The sequence below is a fragment of the Streptomyces sp. A0642 genome, assembly GCF_004795105.1.
Taxonomy (GTDB): domain Bacteria; phylum Actinomycetota; class Actinomycetes; order Streptomycetales; family Streptomycetaceae; genus Streptomyces.
The window spans coordinates 323,578-343,958 of record NZ_SSBL01000001.1; the positions used below are offsets into that span (position 1 = coordinate 323,578).

The 20,381-nt window shown below is 72.5% G+C and carries 20 protein-coding genes; 16 read left to right on the forward strand and 4 right to left on the reverse strand.

Features of this window, described 5'->3' with window-relative positions; all coding sequences use genetic code 11:
- The first annotated feature begins 107 nt into the window (after positions 1-107).
- From allB to E6R60_RS01330, 3 genes are all read left to right on the forward strand, one after another.
- Positions 108-1,451, forward strand: coding sequence for an allantoinase AllB (gene allB, locus E6R60_RS01320; protein ID WP_136324467.1), 1,344 nt, complete (start codon positions 108-110; stop codon positions 1,449-1,451).
- Between the two features lie 2 nt (positions 1,452-1,453).
- Positions 1,454-2,569, forward strand: a complete 1,116-nt coding sequence (gene alc, locus E6R60_RS01325; protein WP_136324468.1) for an allantoicase — start codon at positions 1,454-1,456, stop codon at positions 2,567-2,569.
- A 90-nt stretch (positions 2,570-2,659) separates the two neighbouring features.
- A complete protein-coding gene (locus E6R60_RS01330; protein WP_136324469.1) occupies positions 2,660-2,989 on the forward strand; it encodes a putative quinol monooxygenase in 330 nt (109 codons plus the stop codon).
- A 153-nt stretch (positions 2,990-3,142) separates the two neighbouring features.
- On the opposite strand, the gene E6R60_RS01335 is transcribed toward E6R60_RS01330, so the two are convergent.
- Entirely contained in the window at positions 3,143-3,973 is an 831-nt protein-coding gene (locus E6R60_RS01335) for an aldo/keto reductase (protein ID WP_136324470.1), read from the reverse strand.
- A gap of 129 nt (positions 3,974-4,102) precedes the next feature.
- On the reverse strand, positions 4,103-4,849 hold the full coding sequence (locus E6R60_RS01340; protein ID WP_136324471.1) for an SDR family oxidoreductase: 747 nt from the start codon (positions 4,847-4,849) through the stop codon (positions 4,103-4,105).
- 226 nt (positions 4,850-5,075) lie between these two features.
- Between E6R60_RS01340 and E6R60_RS01345 the strand changes: the two genes are divergently transcribed.
- A complete protein-coding gene (locus E6R60_RS01345; protein WP_136324472.1) occupies positions 5,076-5,999 on the forward strand; it encodes a DMT family transporter in 924 nt (307 codons plus the stop codon).
- A gap of 53 nt (positions 6,000-6,052) precedes the next feature.
- Here E6R60_RS01345 and E6R60_RS01350 read toward each other — a convergent pair whose 3' ends face one another.
- Positions 6,053-6,256: a hypothetical protein gene (locus E6R60_RS01350; RefSeq protein ID WP_136324473.1), complete on the reverse strand. Its 204-nt coding sequence runs from the start codon at positions 6,254-6,256 to the stop codon at positions 6,053-6,055.
- 146 nt (positions 6,257-6,402) lie between these two features.
- Here E6R60_RS01350 and E6R60_RS01355 point away from each other — a divergent pair, with 146 nt between their 5' ends.
- The 5 genes from E6R60_RS01355 (at position 6,403) to E6R60_RS01375 (ending at position 11,237) form a co-directional block, all read left to right on the forward strand.
- Positions 6,403-7,620 (forward strand): histidine kinase, encoded by a 1,218-nt coding sequence (locus tag E6R60_RS01355; RefSeq protein ID WP_136324474.1) that lies wholly within the window; start codon positions 6,403-6,405, stop codon positions 7,618-7,620.
- Positions 7,617-8,333 (forward strand): response regulator transcription factor, encoded by a 717-nt coding sequence (locus tag E6R60_RS01360; RefSeq protein ID WP_136324475.1) that lies wholly within the window; start codon positions 7,617-7,619, stop codon positions 8,331-8,333. Before E6R60_RS01355 ends, E6R60_RS01360 begins: the two co-directional genes overlap by 4 nt.
- Positions 8,334-8,411: 78 nt before the next feature.
- A complete protein-coding gene (locus E6R60_RS01365; protein ID WP_136324476.1) occupies positions 8,412-9,590 on the forward strand; it encodes a cytochrome P450 in 1,179 nt (392 codons plus the stop codon).
- 19 nt (positions 9,591-9,609) lie between these two features.
- A complete protein-coding gene (locus tag E6R60_RS01370; protein ID WP_136324477.1) occupies positions 9,610-10,029 on the forward strand; it encodes a PaaI family thioesterase in 420 nt (139 codons plus the stop codon).
- Positions 10,030-10,040: 11 nt separating this feature from the next.
- Positions 10,041-11,237 carry a cytochrome P450 gene (locus E6R60_RS01375; protein ID WP_136324478.1) on the forward strand — a complete coding sequence of 399 codons (1,197 nt, stop codon included), beginning with the start codon at positions 10,041-10,043 and terminating at the stop codon, positions 11,235-11,237.
- A 48-nt stretch (positions 11,238-11,285) separates the two neighbouring features.
- Here E6R60_RS01375 and E6R60_RS01380 read toward each other — a convergent pair whose 3' ends face one another.
- On the reverse strand, positions 11,286-12,290 hold the full coding sequence (locus E6R60_RS01380; protein WP_136324479.1) for a Gfo/Idh/MocA family oxidoreductase: 1,005 nt from the start codon (positions 12,288-12,290) through the stop codon (positions 11,286-11,288).
- A 167-nt stretch (positions 12,291-12,457) separates the two neighbouring features.
- On the opposite strand from E6R60_RS01380, the gene E6R60_RS01385 reads away from it, so the two are divergent.
- The 7 genes from E6R60_RS01385 to E6R60_RS01415 all read left to right on the forward strand — a co-directional run bounded on the left by E6R60_RS01385 (position 12,458) and on the right by E6R60_RS01415 (position 20,327).
- Positions 12,458-13,216, forward strand: a complete 759-nt coding sequence (locus tag E6R60_RS01385; RefSeq protein WP_240802343.1) for a GntR family transcriptional regulator — start codon at positions 12,458-12,460, stop codon at positions 13,214-13,216.
- Positions 13,217-13,473: 257 nt separating this feature from the next.
- Positions 13,474-14,457, forward strand: coding sequence for a substrate-binding domain-containing protein (locus E6R60_RS01390; RefSeq protein ID WP_136324481.1), 984 nt, complete (start codon positions 13,474-13,476; stop codon positions 14,455-14,457).
- Entirely contained in the window at positions 14,454-15,503 is a 1,050-nt protein-coding gene (locus tag E6R60_RS01395; protein ID WP_136324482.1) for an ABC transporter permease, read from the forward strand. Before E6R60_RS01390 ends, E6R60_RS01395 begins: the two co-directional genes overlap by 4 nt.
- Positions 15,500-16,366 carry an ATP-binding cassette domain-containing protein gene (locus E6R60_RS01400; protein WP_136324483.1) on the forward strand — a complete coding sequence of 289 codons (867 nt, stop codon included), beginning with the start codon at positions 15,500-15,502 and terminating at the stop codon, positions 16,364-16,366. Before E6R60_RS01395 ends, E6R60_RS01400 begins: the two co-directional genes overlap by 4 nt.
- A 175-nt stretch (positions 16,367-16,541) precedes the next feature.
- Positions 16,542-17,705: an ROK family glucokinase gene (locus E6R60_RS01405; protein WP_136324484.1), complete on the forward strand. Its 1,164-nt coding sequence runs from the start codon at positions 16,542-16,544 to the stop codon at positions 17,703-17,705.
- A 13-nt stretch (positions 17,706-17,718) separates the two neighbouring features.
- Positions 17,719-18,309, forward strand: coding sequence for a hypothetical protein (locus tag E6R60_RS01410; protein ID WP_136324485.1), 591 nt, complete (start codon positions 17,719-17,721; stop codon positions 18,307-18,309).
- A 173-nt stretch (positions 18,310-18,482) separates the two neighbouring features.
- On the forward strand, positions 18,483-20,327 hold the full coding sequence (locus tag E6R60_RS01415; RefSeq protein ID WP_136324486.1) for a transketolase: 1,845 nt from the start codon (positions 18,483-18,485) through the stop codon (positions 20,325-20,327).
- Positions 20,328-20,381: the final 54 nt, after the last annotated feature.

Consider the following 20,381-nt stretch of genomic DNA (forward strand, 5'->3'; position numbering starts at 1 on the left):
GACTGGTCGGCTGGACGGGCCGAGCGGAGGATGAGGTCTTGACGGGGCGCACTCCCGAGTGAAGACTCCTTCAACAGTTCGTTGAATTCATGAGGTGGGGAGCACGGGTGTCCGGTACGGACGTGAAGCTGGTACTGCGCTCGACGCGCGTCGTCACCCCGGAGGGCACACGGCCCGCCGCGGTCCACGTCGCCGGCGGGACGATCGACGCGGTCCTGCCCTATGACGCCGAGGCGCCGGAGGGCGCCCGGGTCGAGGACCTCGGTGACGACGTCCTGCTGCCCGGGCTCGTGGACACGCACGTCCATGTGAACGACCCAGGCCGCAGCGAGTGGGAGGGCTTCTACACGGCGACCCGCGCCGCCGCGGCCGGCGGGATCACCACGCTGCTCGACATGCCGCTCAACTCCCTCCCGCCGACCACCACCGTCGAGCACCTGCGCGTCAAGCAGCAGGTGGCGGCCCCCAAGGTGCACGTCGACACCGGCTTCTGGGGCGGCGCCGTCCCCTCGAACGTCAAGGATCTGCGCCCGCTGTACGAGGCCGGGGTCTTCGGCTTCAAGTGCTTCCTCTCGCCCTCCGGCGTGGAGGAGTTCCCCGAACTCGACCAGGAGCAGCTGGCCCGGTCGATGGCCGAGATCGCGGGCTTCGGCGGCCTCCTGATCGTGCACGCCGAGGACCCGCACCACCTGGCGGCCGCCCCGCAGCGCGGCGGCCCCGCCTACGCGGACTTCCTCGCCTCCCGGCCGCGCGACGCCGAGAACACCGCGATCGAAGGGCTCATCGGCCACGCCAAGCGGCTGAACGCCCGGGTCCACGTCCTCCACCTCTCGTCCAGTGACGCCCTGCCGCTGATCGCCGCCGCCAAGCGCGAGGGCGTCCGCGTCACCGTCGAGTCCTGCCCGCACTTCCTCACCCTCACCGCCGAGGAAGTCCCCGACGGGGCCACCGAGTTCAAGTGCTGCCCGCCCATCCGCGAGGCGGCCAACCAGGACGCGCTGTGGCAGGGGCTCGCCGACGGCACCATCGACTGCATCGTCTCCGACCACTCGCCCTGCACCACCGACCTCAAGACGCCGGACTTCGCCTCCGCCTGGGGCGGTATCTCCTCCCTCCAGCTCGGCCTGCCCGCCATCTGGACCGAGGCGCGCAGGCGCGGCCACTCCCTCGACGACGTCGCCCGCTGGATGTCGGCCGCCCCCGCCGCACTGGCCGGACTGCACCACAAGGGCGCGATCGAGCCCGGGCGCGACGCCGACTTCGCGGTCCTCGCGCCCGACGCGACCTTCACCGTCGACCCGGCCGAACTCTTCCACCGCAACCAGGTCACCGCCTACGCCGGACGGACCCTGCACGGCGTCGTGCGCTCCACCTGGCTGCGGGGCGTGCGCATCGCCGCCGAAGGCGTCCTCGCCGAGCCCACCGGCCGCCTCCAGACAAGGAACAACTGACCATGACGGCGATACCGCACTTCACCGGCGACGCGAACCCGTACGGCGGCGGCGACCCCTACGCCGACTACCGCACCGCCGACTTCCCCTTCACCCACCTCGTCGACCTCGCCGACCGTCGGCTCGGCGCGGGCGTGATCGCCGCCAACGACGAGTTCTTCGCGGAGCGCGAGAACCTGCTGAAGCCGGAGCCCGCCCACTTCGACCCCGAGCGCTTCGGGCACAAGGGCAAGATCATGGACGGCTGGGAGACGCGCCGCCGCCGGGGGGTGAGCGCCGCTCGGCCCCACCCGGCGGACGAGGACCACGACTGGGCGCTGGTCCGCCTCGGCGCACCCGGCATCGTGCGCGGGATCGTCGTCGACACCGCCCACTTCCGCGGCAACTACCCGCAGGCGGTCTCCGTCGAAGCCGTCTCCCTGCCCGGATCGCCGTCCCCCGAGGACCTCTGCGCGCCCGACGTGAAGTGGACGACCCTCGTACCCCGTACGGCGGTCGGCGGCCACGCCGCCAACGGCTTCACCGTCGACGCGGCGCAGCGCTTCACCCACCTCCGCGTCAGCCAGCACCCCGACGGGGGCCTCGCCCGGCTCCGGGTGTACGGCGAGGTGGCCCCGGACCCCGCCTGGCTGACGGCGCTCGGGACCTTCGACCTGGTCGCGCTGGAGAACGGCGGCCGGGTCGAGGACGCGTCCGACCGCTTCTACTCCCCGGCGACGAACACCATCCAGCCCGGCCGCTCCCACAAGATGGACGACGGCTGGGAGACCCGGCGCCGGCGCGACCGGGGCAACGACTGGATCCACTACCACCTGGTCGAAGAGGCGGAGATCCGTGCCGCCGAGATCGACACCGCGTACCTGAAGGGCAACTCGGCGGGCTGGGCGAGCCTTTCGGTCCGCGATACGGCGGGCGGCGCGTGGACCGAGATGCTGCCCAGGACCCGGCTGCAACCCGACACCAACCACCGCTTCGTCCTGCCGGAGGCCGTACGGGCCGCCGAGGTCCGCATCGACATCTACCCGGACGGCGGCATCTCGCGGCTGCGCCTCTTCGGCTCGCTGACCGGACAGGGCGCCGCGCGGCTGGCCGCCCGCCACGTCGAACTGGGCGGCTGAGCCGCACCCTGCCGAGGACTGTCCGTATTCGGGCGATACCGTAGGGATGCGGGAACTGTCCGGGTTCCCGCATCCCCCACAGGAGTCTTCATGATCTTCATCGCCGTCAGGTTCACCGTGCGCACCGCCGAGCGGGACAACTGGCTGCCGGCCGTCGAGGACTTCACCCTCGCCACCCGGCAGGAGCCCGGCAACGTGTTCTTCGACTGGTCCTACAGCGTCGAGAACCCGGACCAGTTCGTGCTGCTGGAGGCGTTCGCGTCCCCCGAGGCCGGTGAGGCCCACGTGCGGTCGGCGCACTTCGCCGCGGCGATGGACACGATGGCGGACCTGGTGGCGGAGGTGCCCGAGATCATCAACGTCGAGGTGCCGGGCGAGGGCTGGTCCCGCATGGCGGAGCTGCAGCCGCGGTCCAGCTGAGACGCGCGGGCGGTCCGCCGCCCCGCTCACCCCCTCCTCGTGCGCCTGGAGATCACCGCGCAGCACTGGCCGTGCGCCTGGCAAGGACCCGCAGCACCGCTCGGCGCCTGAAGACTCCCGCTCAACACGGCTCGTGCGCCTCGGAATCCCCGTTCAGAACTCCTCGTGCGACTCGGGGTCCCCGCCGAACCGCTCCTGCGGCCCGGCCGAGATGCGGGCCAGTTCCTGCGCGGTCAGTTCGAAGCCGAACAGGTCGAGGTTCTCCCGCTGCCGTCCCGGGTCGGCCGACTTCGGGATCGGGACGGCGCCCAGCTGCGTGTGCCAGCGCAGCACGGCCTGGCCCGGCGTCACCCCGTGGGCCCGGGCGACGGCGACCAGGTCCGGGTCGTCCAGCAGATCGCGGCCCCGCCCCAGCGGGCTCCAGCTCTCCGTGAGGATGCCCTTCGCGGTGTGCACGGCCCGCAACTCCTCCTGCGGCAGCCGCGGGTGCATCTCGATCTGGTTGACGGCCGGCAGCACCCCCGTCTCCTCCTCCAGCCGCGCCAGATGTGCGGCAGTGAAGTTGGAGACCCCGATCGACCGTACGAGCCCGTCCTCGCGCAGCCGGATCAGCGCCCGCCAGGTGTCCACGTACAGGCCGACCCGGGGCAGCGGCCAGTGGATGAGGTAGAGGTCCACGTAGTCCAGGCCGAGGTTGCGGCGGGATTCCTCGAACGACGCCAGGGTCTTGTCGTATCCGTGGTGCCGGCCCGGCACCTTGGTGGTGACGAAGACGTCCTCGCGCGGTACGCCGCTGCGGGCGATGCCGCGCCCGGTGCCGGTCTCGTTGCCGTAGTTCAGCGCGGTGTCGACGAGCCGGTGGCCGAGGCCGAGCGCCCCGGCCACCGCTTCCTCGGCCGCGTCGTCGTCCAGTGGCCAGGTGCCGAGCCCGACCGCGGGGATCGTGCGGCCGTCGTTGAGGGTGTGCGCCGGGGTCGCGGGCATGGCCGTCCCTTCTCGCTGGATCACTGCCCGCCAGCCTAAGGGGGTCCGTCCGGCCCCGCCTCGCGGCGCGGCCGGGCGATGATCCCGGCGCCCCTCCACCGGCTCGCCGTGCACCTGGCGAGGCCGGCCTCAGGCCGCGTGGCCGCCGTCCACGACCATCTCCGCACCGGTGATGTACGCCGCCTCGTCACTGGCCAAGTACGCGATCAGCGCGGCCACTTCACCCGTCGTACCGAACCGGTCCAACGCGTTCGCCGCCCGCTGCCCCGCGGCGTACGGGCCGTCGGCCGGGTTCATGTCGGTGTCGACCGCACCGGCCTGGACGAGGTTGACCGTGATGCCGCGCGGGCCCAGCTCGCGGGCGAGCGGCTTCGTCAGTCCGGACAGGGCCGACTTGCTCATCGCGTACAGAGTGCCGCCGGGCCCTCCCGCGTACCGGCTCAGGGCCGTGCCGACCGAGATGATGCGGCCTCCCTGTTCGAGGACGCCGGCCGCCGCCCGGCAGGCGAGGAAGACCGCCCGCACGTTCACGGCGAGCACCCGGTCGACGTCGGCGTCGGTGAGATCGCCGATCGGGCCGAGCACGCCGATGCCCGCGTTGTTGACCAGGATGTCGAGCCGGCCGAAGGTCTCCGCCGCCCGGTGCACCGCCGCGGGGACGGCCTGGGGATCGGCCGAGTCCGCGCGCAGGGCGACGGCGCGGCGGCCGCCCGCCTCGATCTTCCGTACGACCTCCTGCGCGGCCTCCTCGTCCTGCACGTAGGTCAGTGCCACGTCGGCGCCGTCCCGGGCGAGCCGCAGGGCGGTCGCGGCGCCGATGCCGCGGCTGCCGCCGGTGACGAGCGCGGTGCGGTTCATGCTGATGCTGCTGGTCATGAGGGGGTTCCTGTCCGTTGCCGGTTGTGCTGACAGGTCCCATCAAAGTTCTTCGGCGCACGGGGCACCGGCGGGAAACGGACGCCCACTCCGGCTGCGGCGGCGGTGCCGGGAGCGGCACACCGTCGGTACGTTGTCCCGGCCTCGCCCGCCCGGTAGCGTGACCGGTCCCCGTGCGAGCCAGTGAGGTCTCCGCATCATCCCTGTGGAGAACCAGGAGATCCCGGTGTCCTCTGTCGCCGTGCCCGTCCTCGCCCCGCCGCGCCGCGCCTGGCTGACCGATCTGCCCGTCCTGCTCGTCGCCGTGGTGTGGGGCTCCAGCTATCTGGCCGCCAAGGGCATCACGACGGCGCAGACCGTCATCGCCGTCCTCGTGCTGCGGTTCGCCGTCGTGCTGCCCGTCCTGGTGATCGCCGGACGGTCCCGGCTGCGGGCGCTGACCGCGGCCCAGTGGCGGGGCGCGGGGCTGCTGGGCCTGGTGCTCAGCGGGATCTTCCTGGTGGAGACGTACGGCGTCGTCCACACCTCGGCGACCAACGCGGGGCTCATCATCAGTCTCACCATGATCTTCACCCCGCTCGCCGAGGCCGCGGTGACCCGGACCCGCCCGACCGGAGCGTTCCTCGCGGCCGCCGGGCTGTCCGTCGCGGGCGTCGTGCTCCTCACCCAGGGCGGCGGATTCACCAGCCCCTCGGCGGGCGATCTCCTGATGCTGGCCGCCGCACTGGCCCGTACCCTCCACGTGCTCCTGATGGCGCGCATCAAGTCCGTCCAGTCGGCGGACTCGCTGTCGCTGACGACGGTTCAGCTCGGCAGCTCCGTCGCCGTCTTCGCCCTGCTGGCCGCCCTCCCCGGTACCGGGGAGCCGCCGTGGACGGTCGCCGCCGGGTTCGGCCTGCGCGCATGGGGCGGCCTGCTGTTCCTCTCGGTCTTCTGCACCCTCTTCGCGTTCTTCGTGCAGATGTGGTCCGTCCGCCGCACCTCGCCGTCCCGGGTCAGCCTGCTGCTCGGTACGGAACCGCTCTGGGCCGCCGCCGTCGGCATCGCGATCGGCGGCGAACGCCTGGGCGTCCTCGGAGTCGCGGGCGCGGTGCTGGTGCTGGCCGGAACCGCGTGGGGGCGGCGCAGCACGGACCCCGTCACTCCCTGACGCCGCTCACGTCCCGCCCGCTCTCACCTCGACTCCGCTCACGTCCCGGCCCCTCACTCCCTGACCGAGTCCGAGGCGATCATGACCGCGATGCCCGTCACCACCAGCACGATGCAGGCGAAGACCGTGTGGTCACCGATGAGCGGCAGCCGCCGCACCACGCTCAGGAACCGGAACCAGTCGAACCATGCGTGGAGCAGTCCGGCGGCCCCCTGGACGAAGAGCAGAAAGCCGGCCGTCTCGCAGAGTTTCTTCATGGCGGTCAGCCTGGCGGGCCGCGACCGGACGCCGCGTCGGCCGGTGGTCTGCCCGGCCGGTCCGAAAGTCTCCGCTTCCGCGACTTCGGTCGCTCCACCGCCCGGAAGGCCGGGAACCCCCGCCCCGGCTGCGTAGCTTTGCCGGTATGACGCGCACCGAATACCCCTGGCTGCTGCCCTCGGCGATGGCCGATCCCGAGCTGCCGGGCGACCGGGGCGGCCGGCAGCGCCGCACCGTGCGGGACTGGGCCGTCGACATCACGGCGTTCCTCTGCGCGGCGGGCATCGGGCTCGCGGTCCTCGCCGCGATCGGCGCGGACCGGACCACTCCCGACGCCTTCGTCTTCCTCGACTCGCTCGTCGGGGGCGCGGCCTGCTGCGCGCTGTGGGTGAGGCGGCGGTGGCCGGTCGGCCTCGCCGTGGCCCTCACCCTCCTGGCCACCGTGGAGCCGGTCGCTGCCGGGGCGCTGCTGGTGGCGTTGTTCAGCGTCGCGGTCCACCGGCCGTTCCGCCCCGTCGCCCTGGTCGGTGCGGGGGCCCTGATCGCCACCCCCGTCCAGCCGTACCTGCGCCCCGACCCGTCCACCTCGTTCCTCACGTCCACCGTCGTCGGGGTGCTGCTGGTCCTGCTCGTGCTGAGCTGGGGCATGGTCGTACGGTCCCGGCGCCAGCTCGTCGTCACCCTGCGCGAACGCGCCCGGCGGGCGGAGACCGAAGCGGGTCTGCGGGCCGAGCAGGCGCAGCGGCTGGCCCGCGAGGACATCGCCCGCGAGATGCACGACGTCCTCGCCCACCGGCTGACCCTGCTCAGCGTCCACGCCGGCGCCCTCGAATTCCGCCCCGACGCACCCCCCGCCGAGGTCGCCCGCGCCGCCGGGGTCATCCGGGACAGTGCGCACGAGGCGCTCCAGGACCTCCGCGAGATCATCGGAGTCCTGCGCAGCCCCCGCGACGGCGACGGCAACCGCCCGCAGCCCACCCTCGCCACCCTCGACGCGCTCGTCGCCGAATCCCGGGCGGCCGGTATGGAAGTCACCCTCGACAACGTGATCGACGACCCGGCCGCCGCCCCCGCAGCCATCGGCCGCACCGTCTACCGCATCGCCCAGGAGGGGCTGACCAACGCCCGCAAGCACGCGCCCGGCGCCGAGGTCGCCGTCACGGTCACCGGGGGACCCGGCCGGGGCATCACCGTCGAGGTGCGCAACCCGGCCCCCGCCGAACCCTTCGAGCAGGTACCGGGATCCGGCCAGGGCCTCATCGGCCTGACGGAGCGGGCCACCCTCGCCGGGGGCCGCCTCGACCACGGACCGGAGCCGGACGGGGGGTTCGGGGTACGGGCCTGGCTACCGTGGTCCTCATGACGCCCCCTCCCGCCTCCCCGCCCCGTCCCGTCCGGCTCCTCATCGTCGACGACGACCCGCTCGTCCGGGCCGGGCTCACCCTCATGCTCGGGGGCGCCGAGGACATCGACCTCGTGGGGGAGGGGGCCGACGGGAGCGAGGTGGCCGAACTCGTCGACAGGCTCCGGCCGGACGTCGTCCTGATGGACATCCGGATGCCCGTCATGGACGGGCTGGCCGCGACCGAAGCGCTCCGCAGCCGCCCGGACGCACCGGAGATCGTCGTCCTGACGACGTTCCACGCCGACGAGCAGGTGCTCCGCGCCATCCGTGCCGGGGCGGCCGGCTTCGTCCTCAAGGACAATCTGCCCGCGCAGATCGTCGACTCCGTGCGGCGCGTGGCGGCCGGCGACCCCGTCCTGTCACCCGCGGTCACCCGTCAGTTGATGGCCCGGGCCACGGGCTCGGGCCAGGAGGAGCGGGCCGGCCGGGCCGAACGCGCGCGGCAGCGGATCGCGTTGCTGGCCGACCGGGAGCGCGAGGTGGCGGTCGCCGTCGGCCACGGCCGCTCCAACGCGGAGATCGCCGCCGCCCTCTATCTGAGCGTGGCCACGGTGAAGGCCCAGGTGTCACGCATTCTCGCCAAGTTCGGCTTCAACAACCGCGTCCAGATCGCGCTGCTGGTCCACGACGCGGGTCTTCTCGACGACGACGGCGGCGCCGGCCTGTCCTGAACCCGTCGTCAGCCCGTCGTCCCCGCCGGACCGGTCGGCTTAGGCTGACCCGACCGATCCGACCGGGAGGGTGGGCCCATGTCCGATGTCGACGCCGATCTGCGCGGAGCAGCCGACTTCACCGCGCATCCGTACCCGTACTACGCCGAGCTGCGTGCCGAGGGCCCGGTGCACACCGTCCGTACGGACGAGTTCGACCGGCTCTGGCTCGTCGTCGGGTACGACGAGGGACGCGCCGTGCTCGCCGACCAGCGATTCGGCAAGGACTGGCGGAAGCTTCCCGGCCAGACGGGCGCCGGTGCCCCGATCAACGCCAACATGCTGGAGATGGACCCACCGGACCACACCCGCCTGCGCAAGCTGGTGTCCAGGGAGTTCACCCCGAGGCGCATCGAGGCGCTGCGCCCGCGCGTCCAGCAGATCACCGACGGACTGCTCGACGCGATGCTGCCCGCGGGGCGGGCGGACCTCCTCGACGCGTTCGCCTTTCCGCTGCCGATGACCGTCATCTGCGAACTCATCGGCGTGCCCGACATGGACCGGGCCGCCTTCCGCGTGATGTCCGGCGCCGTTGTCTCCCCGGTGGGGGCCCGGGAGGAGGGCGACGCCATCCGCGCGATGGGCGCCTATCTCACCGAACTCATCGAGGACAAGCGCTGCTCGCCCGGCGACGACCTGATGAGCGCACTGATCGCCGCCCGGTACGACGACGACGACACGCTGTCGCCCGACGAACTGGTGGGCATGGCCTTCCTGCTGCTCGTCGCCGGTCACGAGACGACGGTCAACCTGATTTCCAACGGGGTACGCGCACTGCTCACCCACCCCGACCAACTGGCGGCCTTACGAGCGGACTTCGGGCTCCTCGACGGGGCGGTGGAGGAGATGCTCCGCTACGAGGGACCGGTGGAGAACGCCACCTTCCGGCTCGCCCTCGAGGACGTCAGGATCGGCTCGCGGACCATACGGGCCGGTGACCTGGTCCTGGTCTCCCTGGCCGGCGCCGACCGCGACCCCGGCCGTTATCCCGCTCCCGACCGGTTCGACATCCGCCGCGAGACGCAGGGGCACCTGGCCTTCGGCCACGGGATCCACTTCTGCCTGGGTGCTCCGCTGGCCCGGATGGAGGGCCGCATCGCGATCCGTACGCTGCTGGAACGCTGCCCCGGGCTCGGGCCGGACCCGGATGCCGGGGAGCCGGACTGGCTGCCCGGCCTGCTGATCCGCGGGGTGCGCAGGCTCCCCGTGCGCTGGTGACGGAGAAGGAGACCCGCTCATGACCGGACTCGACCTGCGGATGGCACAGAAGGTGCTCGACAACCAGCCGTTCAGCGCCCTCGTCGGCGCGCGGATCACCGCCTTCGGCGACGGCGCGGCCACGCTGGAGATCGACAGCCGCGAGGAACTGCGGCAGCAGAACGGATTCCTGCACGGCGGAGTGCTCGCGTACGCCGCCGACAACGCCCTCACCTTCGCCGCCGGATCGACGCTCGGCCCGGCCGTGCTGACCGGCGGCTTCTCCATCCAGTACCTCCGCCCCGCCACCGGCGCCACGCTCGTCGCGCGCGCGGAGGTCGTCCACACCGGCCGCCGGCAGGCCGTGGCGCGCTGCGATCTGTCCGTCGTGGGCCAGGACGGCGCCGAGACGCTCTGCGCCGTCGCCCAGGGAACCGTGCTGAACGCCACCTCGTCCTGAAGGAGCCCCACGTGACCACCGAAGCGATATTCGACCTCGGGGCGCTCGGCGAGCGGTTCACCCGCGATCCGTTCCCCGTGTACGCCGACCTGCGGGCCCGGGGCCCCGTGCACCGGGTCCGCATCCCGGAGGGCACCCTCGCCTGGCTGGTCGTCGGGTACGAGGAGGGCAGGGCCGCCCTCGCGGACCAGCGGTTCTCCAAGCAGTGGAGCAGTGCCTCGCCCGCCCTGGGGGTCAGCCAGGTATCCGCCGGGACCTCCATGCTCAGCTCCGACGCACCGGCGCACACCCGGTTGCGCAAACTCGTGACCCGGGAGTTCACCGCCCGCCGGATGCAGCAACTCGTGCCGCGCGTCCAGCGGATGACGGACGAACTGCTCGACACCATGCTGGCGCTCCCGGAGCGCAGGACCGATCTCGTCGAGTCCCTTTCCTTCCCGCTCCCCATGTCCGTCATCTGTGAACTGCTCGGAGTGCCGTTCCTGGACCGCCGGGCCTTTCGCGACTGGTCCAACACCGCGGTGTCCTCCATCGACGGTGAGGCACGGCGCGCCGCGACCGCCGCGATGTCCGGCTATCTCGCCGGACTGCTCGACGACAAACGGAAACAGCCCGGCGACGACCTGATGAGCGCGCTCATCCACACCGCCGACGAGGACGGCGACCGGCTCTCCGCCAGTGAACTGATGGGCATGGCCTGGCTGCTGCTCGTCGCGGGCCACGAGACCACGGTCAACCTCATCACCGGCGGAGTGCTGGCCCTGCTCACGCACCCGGAACAACTGAACGCCCTGCGCGCGGACTCCGGTCTCATCGACAACGCGGTGGAGGAGATGCTCCGCTACGCGGGCCCGGTCGAGACGCCCACCTACCGCTTCACCACCGAAGCGGTCGACATCGGCGGCACGGTGATCCCCGGAGGCGGCGAGCTCGTCCTCGTCGCGATGTCCGACGCCAACCGCGACCCGGACCGCTACCCGGACGCGGACCGTTTCGACATCACCCGGGACGCCCGCGGACACCTGGCCTTCGGCCACGGGATCCACTACTGCCTGGGTGCGCCGCTGGCCCGCATCGAGGCGGCGGTGGCCGTGAGGTCGTTGCTGGAGCGCTGCCCGGGGCTGGCGCTGGACGCGGACCCGGCCGAGCTGACCTGGCGCACGGGCATGCTGATCCGGGGGCCGGAGGGGCTGCCGGTCAGGTGGTGAGCCGCAGGCGGCGGAGCGCCGCGGCTCACGGGGCAGGAGGGCCCGGCGTCACGCGGACGGGATCTCGGTCAGCTCCACCGGGCGCCCCTCCCGCCGCGAGACCTCGCACGCCTCCGCGATCCGGAGCGCGCGCAGGGCCTCCCGGCCGTCACACGGATTGGCCGCCTCGCCGCGCACGAGGCGGACGAACGCGTCGAGTTCGGCCTCGTACGCCGGGGCGAAACGCTCCAGGAAACCGGGCCAGGGCCTGTCGGGGGCGCCGGGGCCGGCCGGTTCGGCGGAGGTCAGCGGGGTGCGGTCGTCGAGCCCGGCCGTGATCTGGCCGAGCTCACCCGCCAGCTCCATCCGCACGTCGTACCCGGCGCCGTTGCAGCGGGTGGACGTCGCGGTGACCAGCGTGCCGTCGTCGAGGGTCAGCAGGGCGGCCGCCGTGTCCACGTCCCCGGCGGCGCGGAACATCGGGTGCCCGGCGTCCGACCCGGTGGCGTACACCCGTGTCACCTCACGGCCCGTCACCCAGCGCACCATGTCGAAGTCATGGATCAGGCAGTCCCGGAACAGTCCGCCGGACAGCGGCAGGTACGCGGCGGGCGGCGGCGCCGGATCGGAGGTCACCGTGCGCACGGTGTGCAGCCGGCCGAGCGCCCCGCCGCGCACCGCGGCGCGGGCCGCCGCGTACCCGGCGTCGAAGCGGCGCATGAAGCCGAGCTGGAGGACGCTGTGCGCGCGCTCCGCCTCCCGCAGCGCCCCGAGGGTGCCCGCCAGGTCCAGCGCGACGGGCTTCTCGCAGAACGCGGGCAGCCCGGCGCGGGCGGCCCGGCCGATCAGCTCGGCGTGGGAGGAGGTGGCGGACGCGATCACCACGGCGTCCACACCGGCATCGAACACCTCCGTCGCCGTGGCCACCGCGCGCGCCCCGGTCCGGGCGGCGACGGCGGCCGCGCGGGCGGGGTCGGCGTCCGCCACCACCAGCTCCCGGACGGCCGGGTGGCGGGCGAGGACGCCCGCGTGGAAGGAACCGATCCGGCCGGTGCCGAGGAGTCCGATGCGCATGCTCCCAACGTGCCGTCCCCCCGTGACGGTGTCAATCGAATGTCCTGACAAAGCACGCTCGTTTCGCCGGGCCGGAGCCAGGAATGACCGTGTCCGGACAACAGGACAAGAGGACAACAGGACGACCTGGCTACCGGCGATGCGGACGGCGGGGTTACGCTTCCGGCGTGCCGAAATCCGCCGCCGATGCCACGGCCCTCGACCTGCGCGTCGACCGCTCCAGCCCCGTCCCGCTGTACTACCAGCTCGCCCAGCAGCTGGAGGCGGCGATCGCGGACGGCAGGCTCGCCGCCGGTGGTCTCCTCGGCAACGAGATCGAGCTCGCCGCCCGGCTCGGCCTGTCCCGGCCCACCGTCCGCCAGGCCATCCAGTCACTCGTCGACAAGGGCCTGCTGGTCCGCCGCCGCGGCGTCGGCACCCAGGTCCTGCACACCAAGGTCAGGCGCCCCCTCGAACTCAGCAGCCTCTACGAGGACCTGGAGACCGCCGGCCGGAACCCCTCGACCCTCGTCCTGGCCAACGCTCCCCGGCCGGCGACGGCGGCCGTCGCCGAGGCGCTGGGCGTCCGGGAGGGCGAGGAGGTGCAGTACATCGAGCGCCTCCGCTCGGCGGACGGCGAGCCCCTCGCCCTCCTGCGCAACCACCTGCCCGCCGGACTCATCGACCTCTCCGGCGACCGGGCCGCCGGCACCGGCCTCTACCGGATGATGCGCGGCGCGGGCATCACCCTGCACAGCGCCCGCCAGACCGTCGGCGCCCGCCTCGCCACCGCCGAGGAGGCCGTCGCGCTCGGGGAGAGCGAGGGCGCCGCCCTGCTCACGATGGAGCGCCTCACCTTCGACGGGACCGGCCGGGCGGTCGAATTCGGCTCCCACCTCTACCGCGCCTCGCGGTACACCTTCGATTTCCAGCTCCTCGTACGGTGACAGGGCGTCCAGGCTCTCGTACGGTGTCACAGGCTTCTCGGCTACCCGTACGGTGACGACGGCCGCACCCGGCCGCCCGGTGCCGTACACCCCGCTCCGACACACGCGCCGCGCCCCTGCCGGGCGGCCGTGATCCGGGCTCGGGGATACTTGCCCAGCCGGGCCGGGACCGTAGGGCCCCGGCTCCACCAGCAGCACAGCGAGCAGCACAAGAAGGGCACGGCGTCGTGGCAAGGGTTCGGACAGGGGTACGTGCGATGGGCGCCGTGCTTGCGGCGGTGCTCGGGGTCTCCCTCATGGGATGCAGCAGCACCGGCGGCAAGCGGGCGGAGGAACGTGCGGAGCGGGCCGCGGCCGAGGGCCGGTCCGCGGTGAACACGCCCCGCTGGACCTTCGCCATGGTCACCCACTCGGGCGACGGCGACACCTTCTGGGACATCGTCCAGAAGGGCGCCGACATGGCGGCCAAGAAGGACAACATCAACTTCCTGTACTCGCACAACGACGAGGCGCAGCAGCAGGCGCAGCTCGTCCAGGCCGCCATCGACAAGAAGGTCGACGGGCTGATCGTCACCCTCGCCAAGCCCGACGCCATGAAGGCCGTCGTCGCCAAGGCGGTCAAGGCCGGCATCCCGGTGATCACGGTGAACTCGGGCTCCGCCGAGTCCAAGAGCTACGGCGCGCTCACCCACATCGGCCAGGACGAGTCCATCGCGGGCGAGGCGGTCGGCGACGAGCTCAACGCGCGCGGCCGCAAGAAGGCCCTGTGCATCCTGCACGAGCAGGGCAACGTCGGGCACGAGCAGCGCTGCGCCGGGGCGAAGAAGACCTTCGACGGCCAGATGCAGAACCTGTACGTCGAGGGCACCAACATGCCGGACGTCCAGGCGTCCATCGAGGCGAAGCTCCAGGCGGACAAGGACATCGACGCGGTCGTCACCCTCGGCGCACCGTTCGCGGACGCCGCCGTCAAGGCGAAGGAGACCGCGGGCAGCAAGGCCGAGATCGACACGTTCGACCTGAACGCCAAGGTCGCGGCCTCGCTCCAGGCCAAGACCCTCGGCTTCGCCGTCGACCAGCAGCCCTACCTTCAGGGCTACGAGGCCGTCGACCTGCTCTGGCTCTACCGCTACAACCGCAACGTGCTCGGCGGCGGACGCCCGGTCCTGACCGGCCCGCAGATCATCAGGCCCGACGACGCCGGCCGGCTCGCCGAGTACGCGGACCGGGGAACCCGATGACCGCGGGGTCCGGTACGTCGTCCGAGGTGGTGGACGAGAGGCTGCTGCGCACCTCACCGCTGCGCAAGCTGCTCGGCCGTCCCGAGCTGGGCTCGGTCGTGGGCGCCCTGGCCGTCTTCCTGTTCTTCGCGATCGTGGCCGACAGTTTCCTGCGCGCCACCAGCTTCGGCACGGTGCTGTACGCGGCCTCCACCATCGGGATCATGGCGGCGCCGGTGGCGCTGCTGATGATCGGCGGGGAGTTCGACCTGTCCGCCGGGGTGATGGTCACCAGTTCCGCGCTGATCTCGTCGATGTTCAGCTACCAGATGACGGCCAACGTCTGGGTCGGCGTCTTCGTGTCCCTGCTGGTCACGCTCGCCATCGGCGCGTTCAACGGCTTCATGCTGACCCGCACCAGACTGCCGAGCTTCATCATCACGCTCGGCACGTTCCTGATGCTGACCGGTCTCAACCTGGGCTTCACCAAGCTGATCAGCGGGACCGTCTCGACGAAGACCATCGGCAACATGGAGGGCTTCGACTCGGCCCGCGCGCTCTTCGCCTCGCACTGGACGGTCGGCGGCGTCGAGCTGAAGGTGACCATCCTGTGGTGGGCCGCCCTCGTCGCGGTCGCCACCTGGATCCTGCTCCGCACCCGCTTCGGCAACTGGATCTTCGCCGTCGGCGGCGGGGCCGACGCGGCCCGCGCGGTCGGCGTCCCGGTGATCCGGACCAAGATCGGCCTCTATCTCGGGGTCGCCTTCGCGGCCTGGGTCTCCGGACAGCACCTGCTGTTCAGCTACGACGTGGTGCAGTCCGGCGAGGGCGTCGGCAACGAACTCATCTACATCATCGCGGCCGTCATCGGCGGCTGCCTGATCACCGGCGGGTACGGCTCCGCGATCGGCTCGGCGGTCGGCGCCTTCATCTTCGGCATGACCAGCAAGGGCATCGTGTACGCGGAGTGGAACCCGGACTGGTTCAAGTTCTTCCTCGGAGCGATGCTGCTCCTGGCCACCCTGCTCAACGCATGGGTACGCAAGCGCGCGGAGGCGACGAAGTGACGGCTCCCAGGGAACCGGGCGGGCCGGCGGACACCGGCCGGCAGGCGCTGATCGTGCTGGACCACGTCAGCAAGTACTACGGCAACATCAAGGCTCTCCAGGACGTCTCGCTGGAGGTCCACGCGGGAGAGATCTCCTGCGTGCTCGGTGACAACGGGGCCGGCAAGTCCACCCTGATCAAGATCATCGCGGGGCTGCACCGGCACGACGCGGGGAGCTTCCTCGTCGACGGCGAGGAGACCACGCTCGCCAATCCGCGCGACGCCCTGGACCGGGGCATCGCCACGGTCTACCAGGACCTCGCCGTCGTCCCCCTGATGCCGGTCTGGCGCAACTTCTTCCTCGGCTCCGAGCCGACGACCGGAGCCGGGCCCTTCAAGCGGCTCGACGTCGGGGTGATGCGTGAGACGACCCGCTCCGCGCTGCTGCGGATGGGCATCGACCTGCGCGACGTCGACCAGCCCATCGGGACCCTGTCCGGCGGCGAGCGCCAGTGCGTCGCCATCGCGCGGGCCGTCCACTTCGGCGCCAGGGTCCTCGTCCTGGACGAGCCGACCGCGGCGCTCGGCGTGAAGCAGTCCGGGGTGGTGCTCAAGTACGTCGCCGCCGCCCGGGACGCTGGCCTCGGCGTGGTCCTCATCACGCACAACCCGCACCACGCCTACCTCGTCGGCGACCGCTTCGTGCTGCTCAAGCGGGGCGGCATGGCCGGCAGCCACACCAAGGCGGACGTGACGCTGGACGAGCTGACGCGCCAGATGGCCGGCGGCAGCGAGCTGGAGGAGCTGAGCCACGAGCTGGAGCGGGCCCCCGGCCCCGGCCCGCTGGGCGGCCGCCGGGACGAGGACGGCACCTCCGCGTGACCGGCTCGGCAGCAGTTCCCGTCGGCTGCGCGGGCCCGGTCACCGCGCCCGCGCAGCCGACGGCGGCAGGCCCGTTGCGGCCCGCGCTCCGGCAGGCAATGGCAGAATCGACACCGGTGGGCGCCGTCCGCCGCCGGAAGCACTTCGATCCGGCCCCCCAGACCCCGCAGGGACGATGAGCACGTACCGCGACTTCACCCACCGCGGCTCCGCCCGCGCCACCGTCCTGCGGACCGTCGGCACCAGGGAGCGGCGCTCGCACCTCACCGCGCCGCGGGTGCCCACGGTCGGCATCGACATCGGGGGGACGAAGGTGATGGCCGGCGTCGTCGACGCCGACGGCAACATCCTGGAGACCCTGCGCACCGAGACGCCCGACAAGTCCAAGAGCCCCAAGGTCGTCGAGGACACCATCGTCGAACTGGTGCTGGACCTCTCGGACCGCCACGACGTGCACGCGGTGGGCATCGGGGCGGCGGGCTGGGTCGACGCGGACCGGTCCAAGGTGCTGTTCGCCCCGCACCTGGCCTGGCGCGACGAGCCCCTGCGCGACGCCCTCGCCTCCCGGCTCGTCGTCCCGGTCATGGTGGACAACGACGCCAACACCGCCGCCTGGGCCGAATGGCGCTTCGGCGCCGGCCGCGGTGAGGACCACCTCGTCATGATCACGCTCGGCACCGGCATCGGCGGCGCGATCCTGGAGGACGGTCAGGTCAAGCGCGGCAAGTACGGCGTCGCCGGTGAGTTCGGCCACATGCAGGTGGTGCCCGGCGGGCACCGCTGCCCCTGCGGCAACCGAGGCTGCTGGGAGCAGTACAGCTCCGGCAACGCACTCGTCCGGGAGGCCAGGGAACTGGCCGCCGCCGACTCCCCGGTGGCCCACGGACTCATCGAGCGGGTCAAGGGCAGCATCCCCGACATCACCGGGCCCCTCATCACCGAACTGGCCCGCGAGGGCGATGCGATGTGCATCGAGCTCCTCCAGGACATCGGCCAGTGGCTCGGCGTGGGCATCGCCAATCTCGCCGCCGCGCTCGACCCCTCCTGCTTCGTCATCGGAGGCGGTGTCAGCGCCGCCGACGACCTGCTGATCGGACCGGCCAGGGACGCCTTCAAGCGGCAGCTCACCGGCCGCGGCTACCGCCCCGAGGCCCGGATCGCGAAAGCCCAGCTCGGCCCCGAGGCGGGTATGGTCGGCGCGGCCGACCTCGCCCGGCTGGTGGCCCGCCGCTTCCGGCGTGCCAACCGCCGGCGCGTCGAGCGGTACGAGCGGTACGCCCAGATCTACGACCAGGCCGCCAGCACCATTCGCAACACCCGCAACACCCGCACTTCCTAGGGACCCCACGCCCATGACCACAGCCGAGCACCCCGTCGTGCCGCGCCAGGCCCCGCCGCCCGGCGAGGGTCCGACGCCCGAGGAACGGCGCCGGACGATCCGCCGGCGCCTGATCACGGCGACCATCATCGTGCTGCTCATCGGTGTCCCGGCCGGCTATCTGCTGATCTCGGCGGGGCAGAGCCGCCGCTCCGGCCAGGACAAGGCCGCCGAGGCGGCGGCGCAGGGACTGCGCGAGGGCTGGCCGTCCCGGATGCTCCGCCGGATCTTCGAGGTGCCGATCCCCGGGGACGCCAAAGAGGTCCAGTACTACGAGACCAACAACTGGAAGGCCAGCCGGATGTACGTGCAGTTCCGCACGACGTCCAACGGCCTCGACCGGTTCCTGACCCAGGTGGGCACGGGCCGGGCCGCCCTGAAGACCGGCGAGGTCACCGTCGGCGAGCGCGACACGAAGATCGCCGGATGGTACTTCGGCGACGGCGTCTCCTGGGCGGGCACCACGCACACCAACGAGGACCCGCGCCCCACGCAGGACATCACCGTCGACATGACCGACCCGATGTCCCCGGTCGTGTACGTCGTCTCCGCCGCGACCCCCTGACCACGAGCCCGCTCGAGGGCGCCGGGCGGCCCTTCCGTACGGGGGTGGATCGCCCGGCGGTGACGCCTGCCGCCGTGTTTGCCGGAGGCTGCGAAGGGCACCCGGGACGGGTCAGGGAACGCGGCAGGGCCGGGGAGGGGCGGGGCGGCCCTTGATCGGACCCAAGGAGTGACATGCGCGCCGAAGAACTCACCGAGCTCGCCCAGCAGCTGCGGGTCGATTCCGTCCGGGCCACCGACGCGGCGGGGTCGGGCCACGCGACCTCGTCGATGTCCGCCGCCGACCTCGTCGCCGTCCTGTTCGCCCACCACCTGCGCTACGACTTCGACGAACCCGACCACCCGGGCAACGATCACCTCATCCTGTCCAAGGGACACGCCTCCCCGGTGCTGTACGCCGCCTATCTGGCCGCCGGCGCCCTCACGGACGAGGAACTGCTGACCTTCCGTGCGAAGGACAGCAGGCTGGAGGGCCACCCGACGCCCCGGCTTCCCTGGGTGGACTCCGCGACCGGCTCCCTGGGCCAGGGGCTGCCGGTGGGCGTGGGCATGGCCCTGGCCGGCAAACGGCTGGAACACGGGCCGTCCCGGGTCTGGGTGATCAGCGGGGACAGCGAGATGGCCGAGGGTTCCGTCTGGGAGGCCGCCGAGCACGCGGGCGCCGAGCACCTCGACAACCTCACCCTGATCGTCGACGTCAACCGGCTCGGCCAGCGCGGCCCCACCCGGCACGGCCGTGACCTGGCCGCCTACCGCCGCCGGCTGCGGGCCTTCGACTGGCACACCGTCGAGGTCGACGGCCACGACCCGCGTGCCATCGAGCTGGCCTACGACGAGGCCCGTTCCACCGTCGGCAAACCGACCGCGATCCTGGCGGCCACCGTCAAGGGCCGGGGAGTGGCCGCCGTCGCCGACAAGGAGGGCTTCCACGGCAAGCCCCTGAAGGACCCGGACGAGGCCGTCGAGGAGCTGGGCGGCCGGCGTTTCCTGCGCATCGACGTCCACAAGCCCGAGGCGGCCCCCGCGGCCCGGCCCCTGCGCGCGGAGCGACCGGAACTTCCGGTGTTCGACAAGGGCGACGAGGTCGCCACCCGTGACGCGTTCGGCAAGGCGCTCGTGGCCCTCGGCGACGCCCGCGGCGACATCGTGGCTCTCGACGGCGAGGTCGGCGACTCCACGCGGGCCGAGCTGTTCTCCGAGCACCATCCCGAACGCTACTTCGAGTGCTACATCGCCGAGCAGCAGCTCGTCGCGGGCGCGGTCGGCATGCAGGCACGCGGGTACGTCCCGTTCGCCACCACCTTCGCGGCGTTCCTGACCCGCGCACACGAATTCATCCGGATGGCCGCGATCAGCCGCGCCGACATCAACCTCGTCGGCTCCCACGCCGGCGTGGCCATCGGCCAGGACGGGCCGTCCCAGATGGGCGTCGAGGACTTCGCCATGATGCGCGCCATCCACGGCAGCACCGTGCTGTGCCCGTGCGACGCGAACCAGACCGCCAAGCTGGTCGCGGCCATGGCCGGACTCAAGGGCATCCGCTATCTGCGCACCAACCGTGGCGCGACCGAGGTGATCTACGGGCCGGACGAGGAGTTCCCGGTCGGCGGCAGCAAGACCCTGCGCGCCGGTGACGACGACCGGCTGACCCTCGTGGCGGCGGGAACCACCGTGCCCGAGGCGCTCAAGGCCGCTGATCTGCTCGCCGCCGAGGGCATCGGCGTGCGGGTGCTCGACCTGTACTCCCTGAAGCCGGTGGACGCCGGTACGCTCCGGCGGGCCGCCGAGGAGACCGGCTGCCTGGTGACCGTCGAGGACCACCACCCCGAGGGCGGACTGGGCGACGCGGTCGCCGAGGCGTTCGCCGACGGCCGCCCCGTTCCCCGCCTGGTGCGCCTCGCCGTCCGTGACATGCCGGGCTCCGCGAGCCCCGCGGAGCAGCTGCGGGCCTCCGGCATCGACGGGGAGACCGTCGCGGCCGCCGCGCGCCTGCTGGTCGAGGAAGGCGTGGTGCGGTGACGCGGCGGGGGGCCTGAGCCCATCCCTTACGGTCCCGTGACGTGCCGCCGCGCC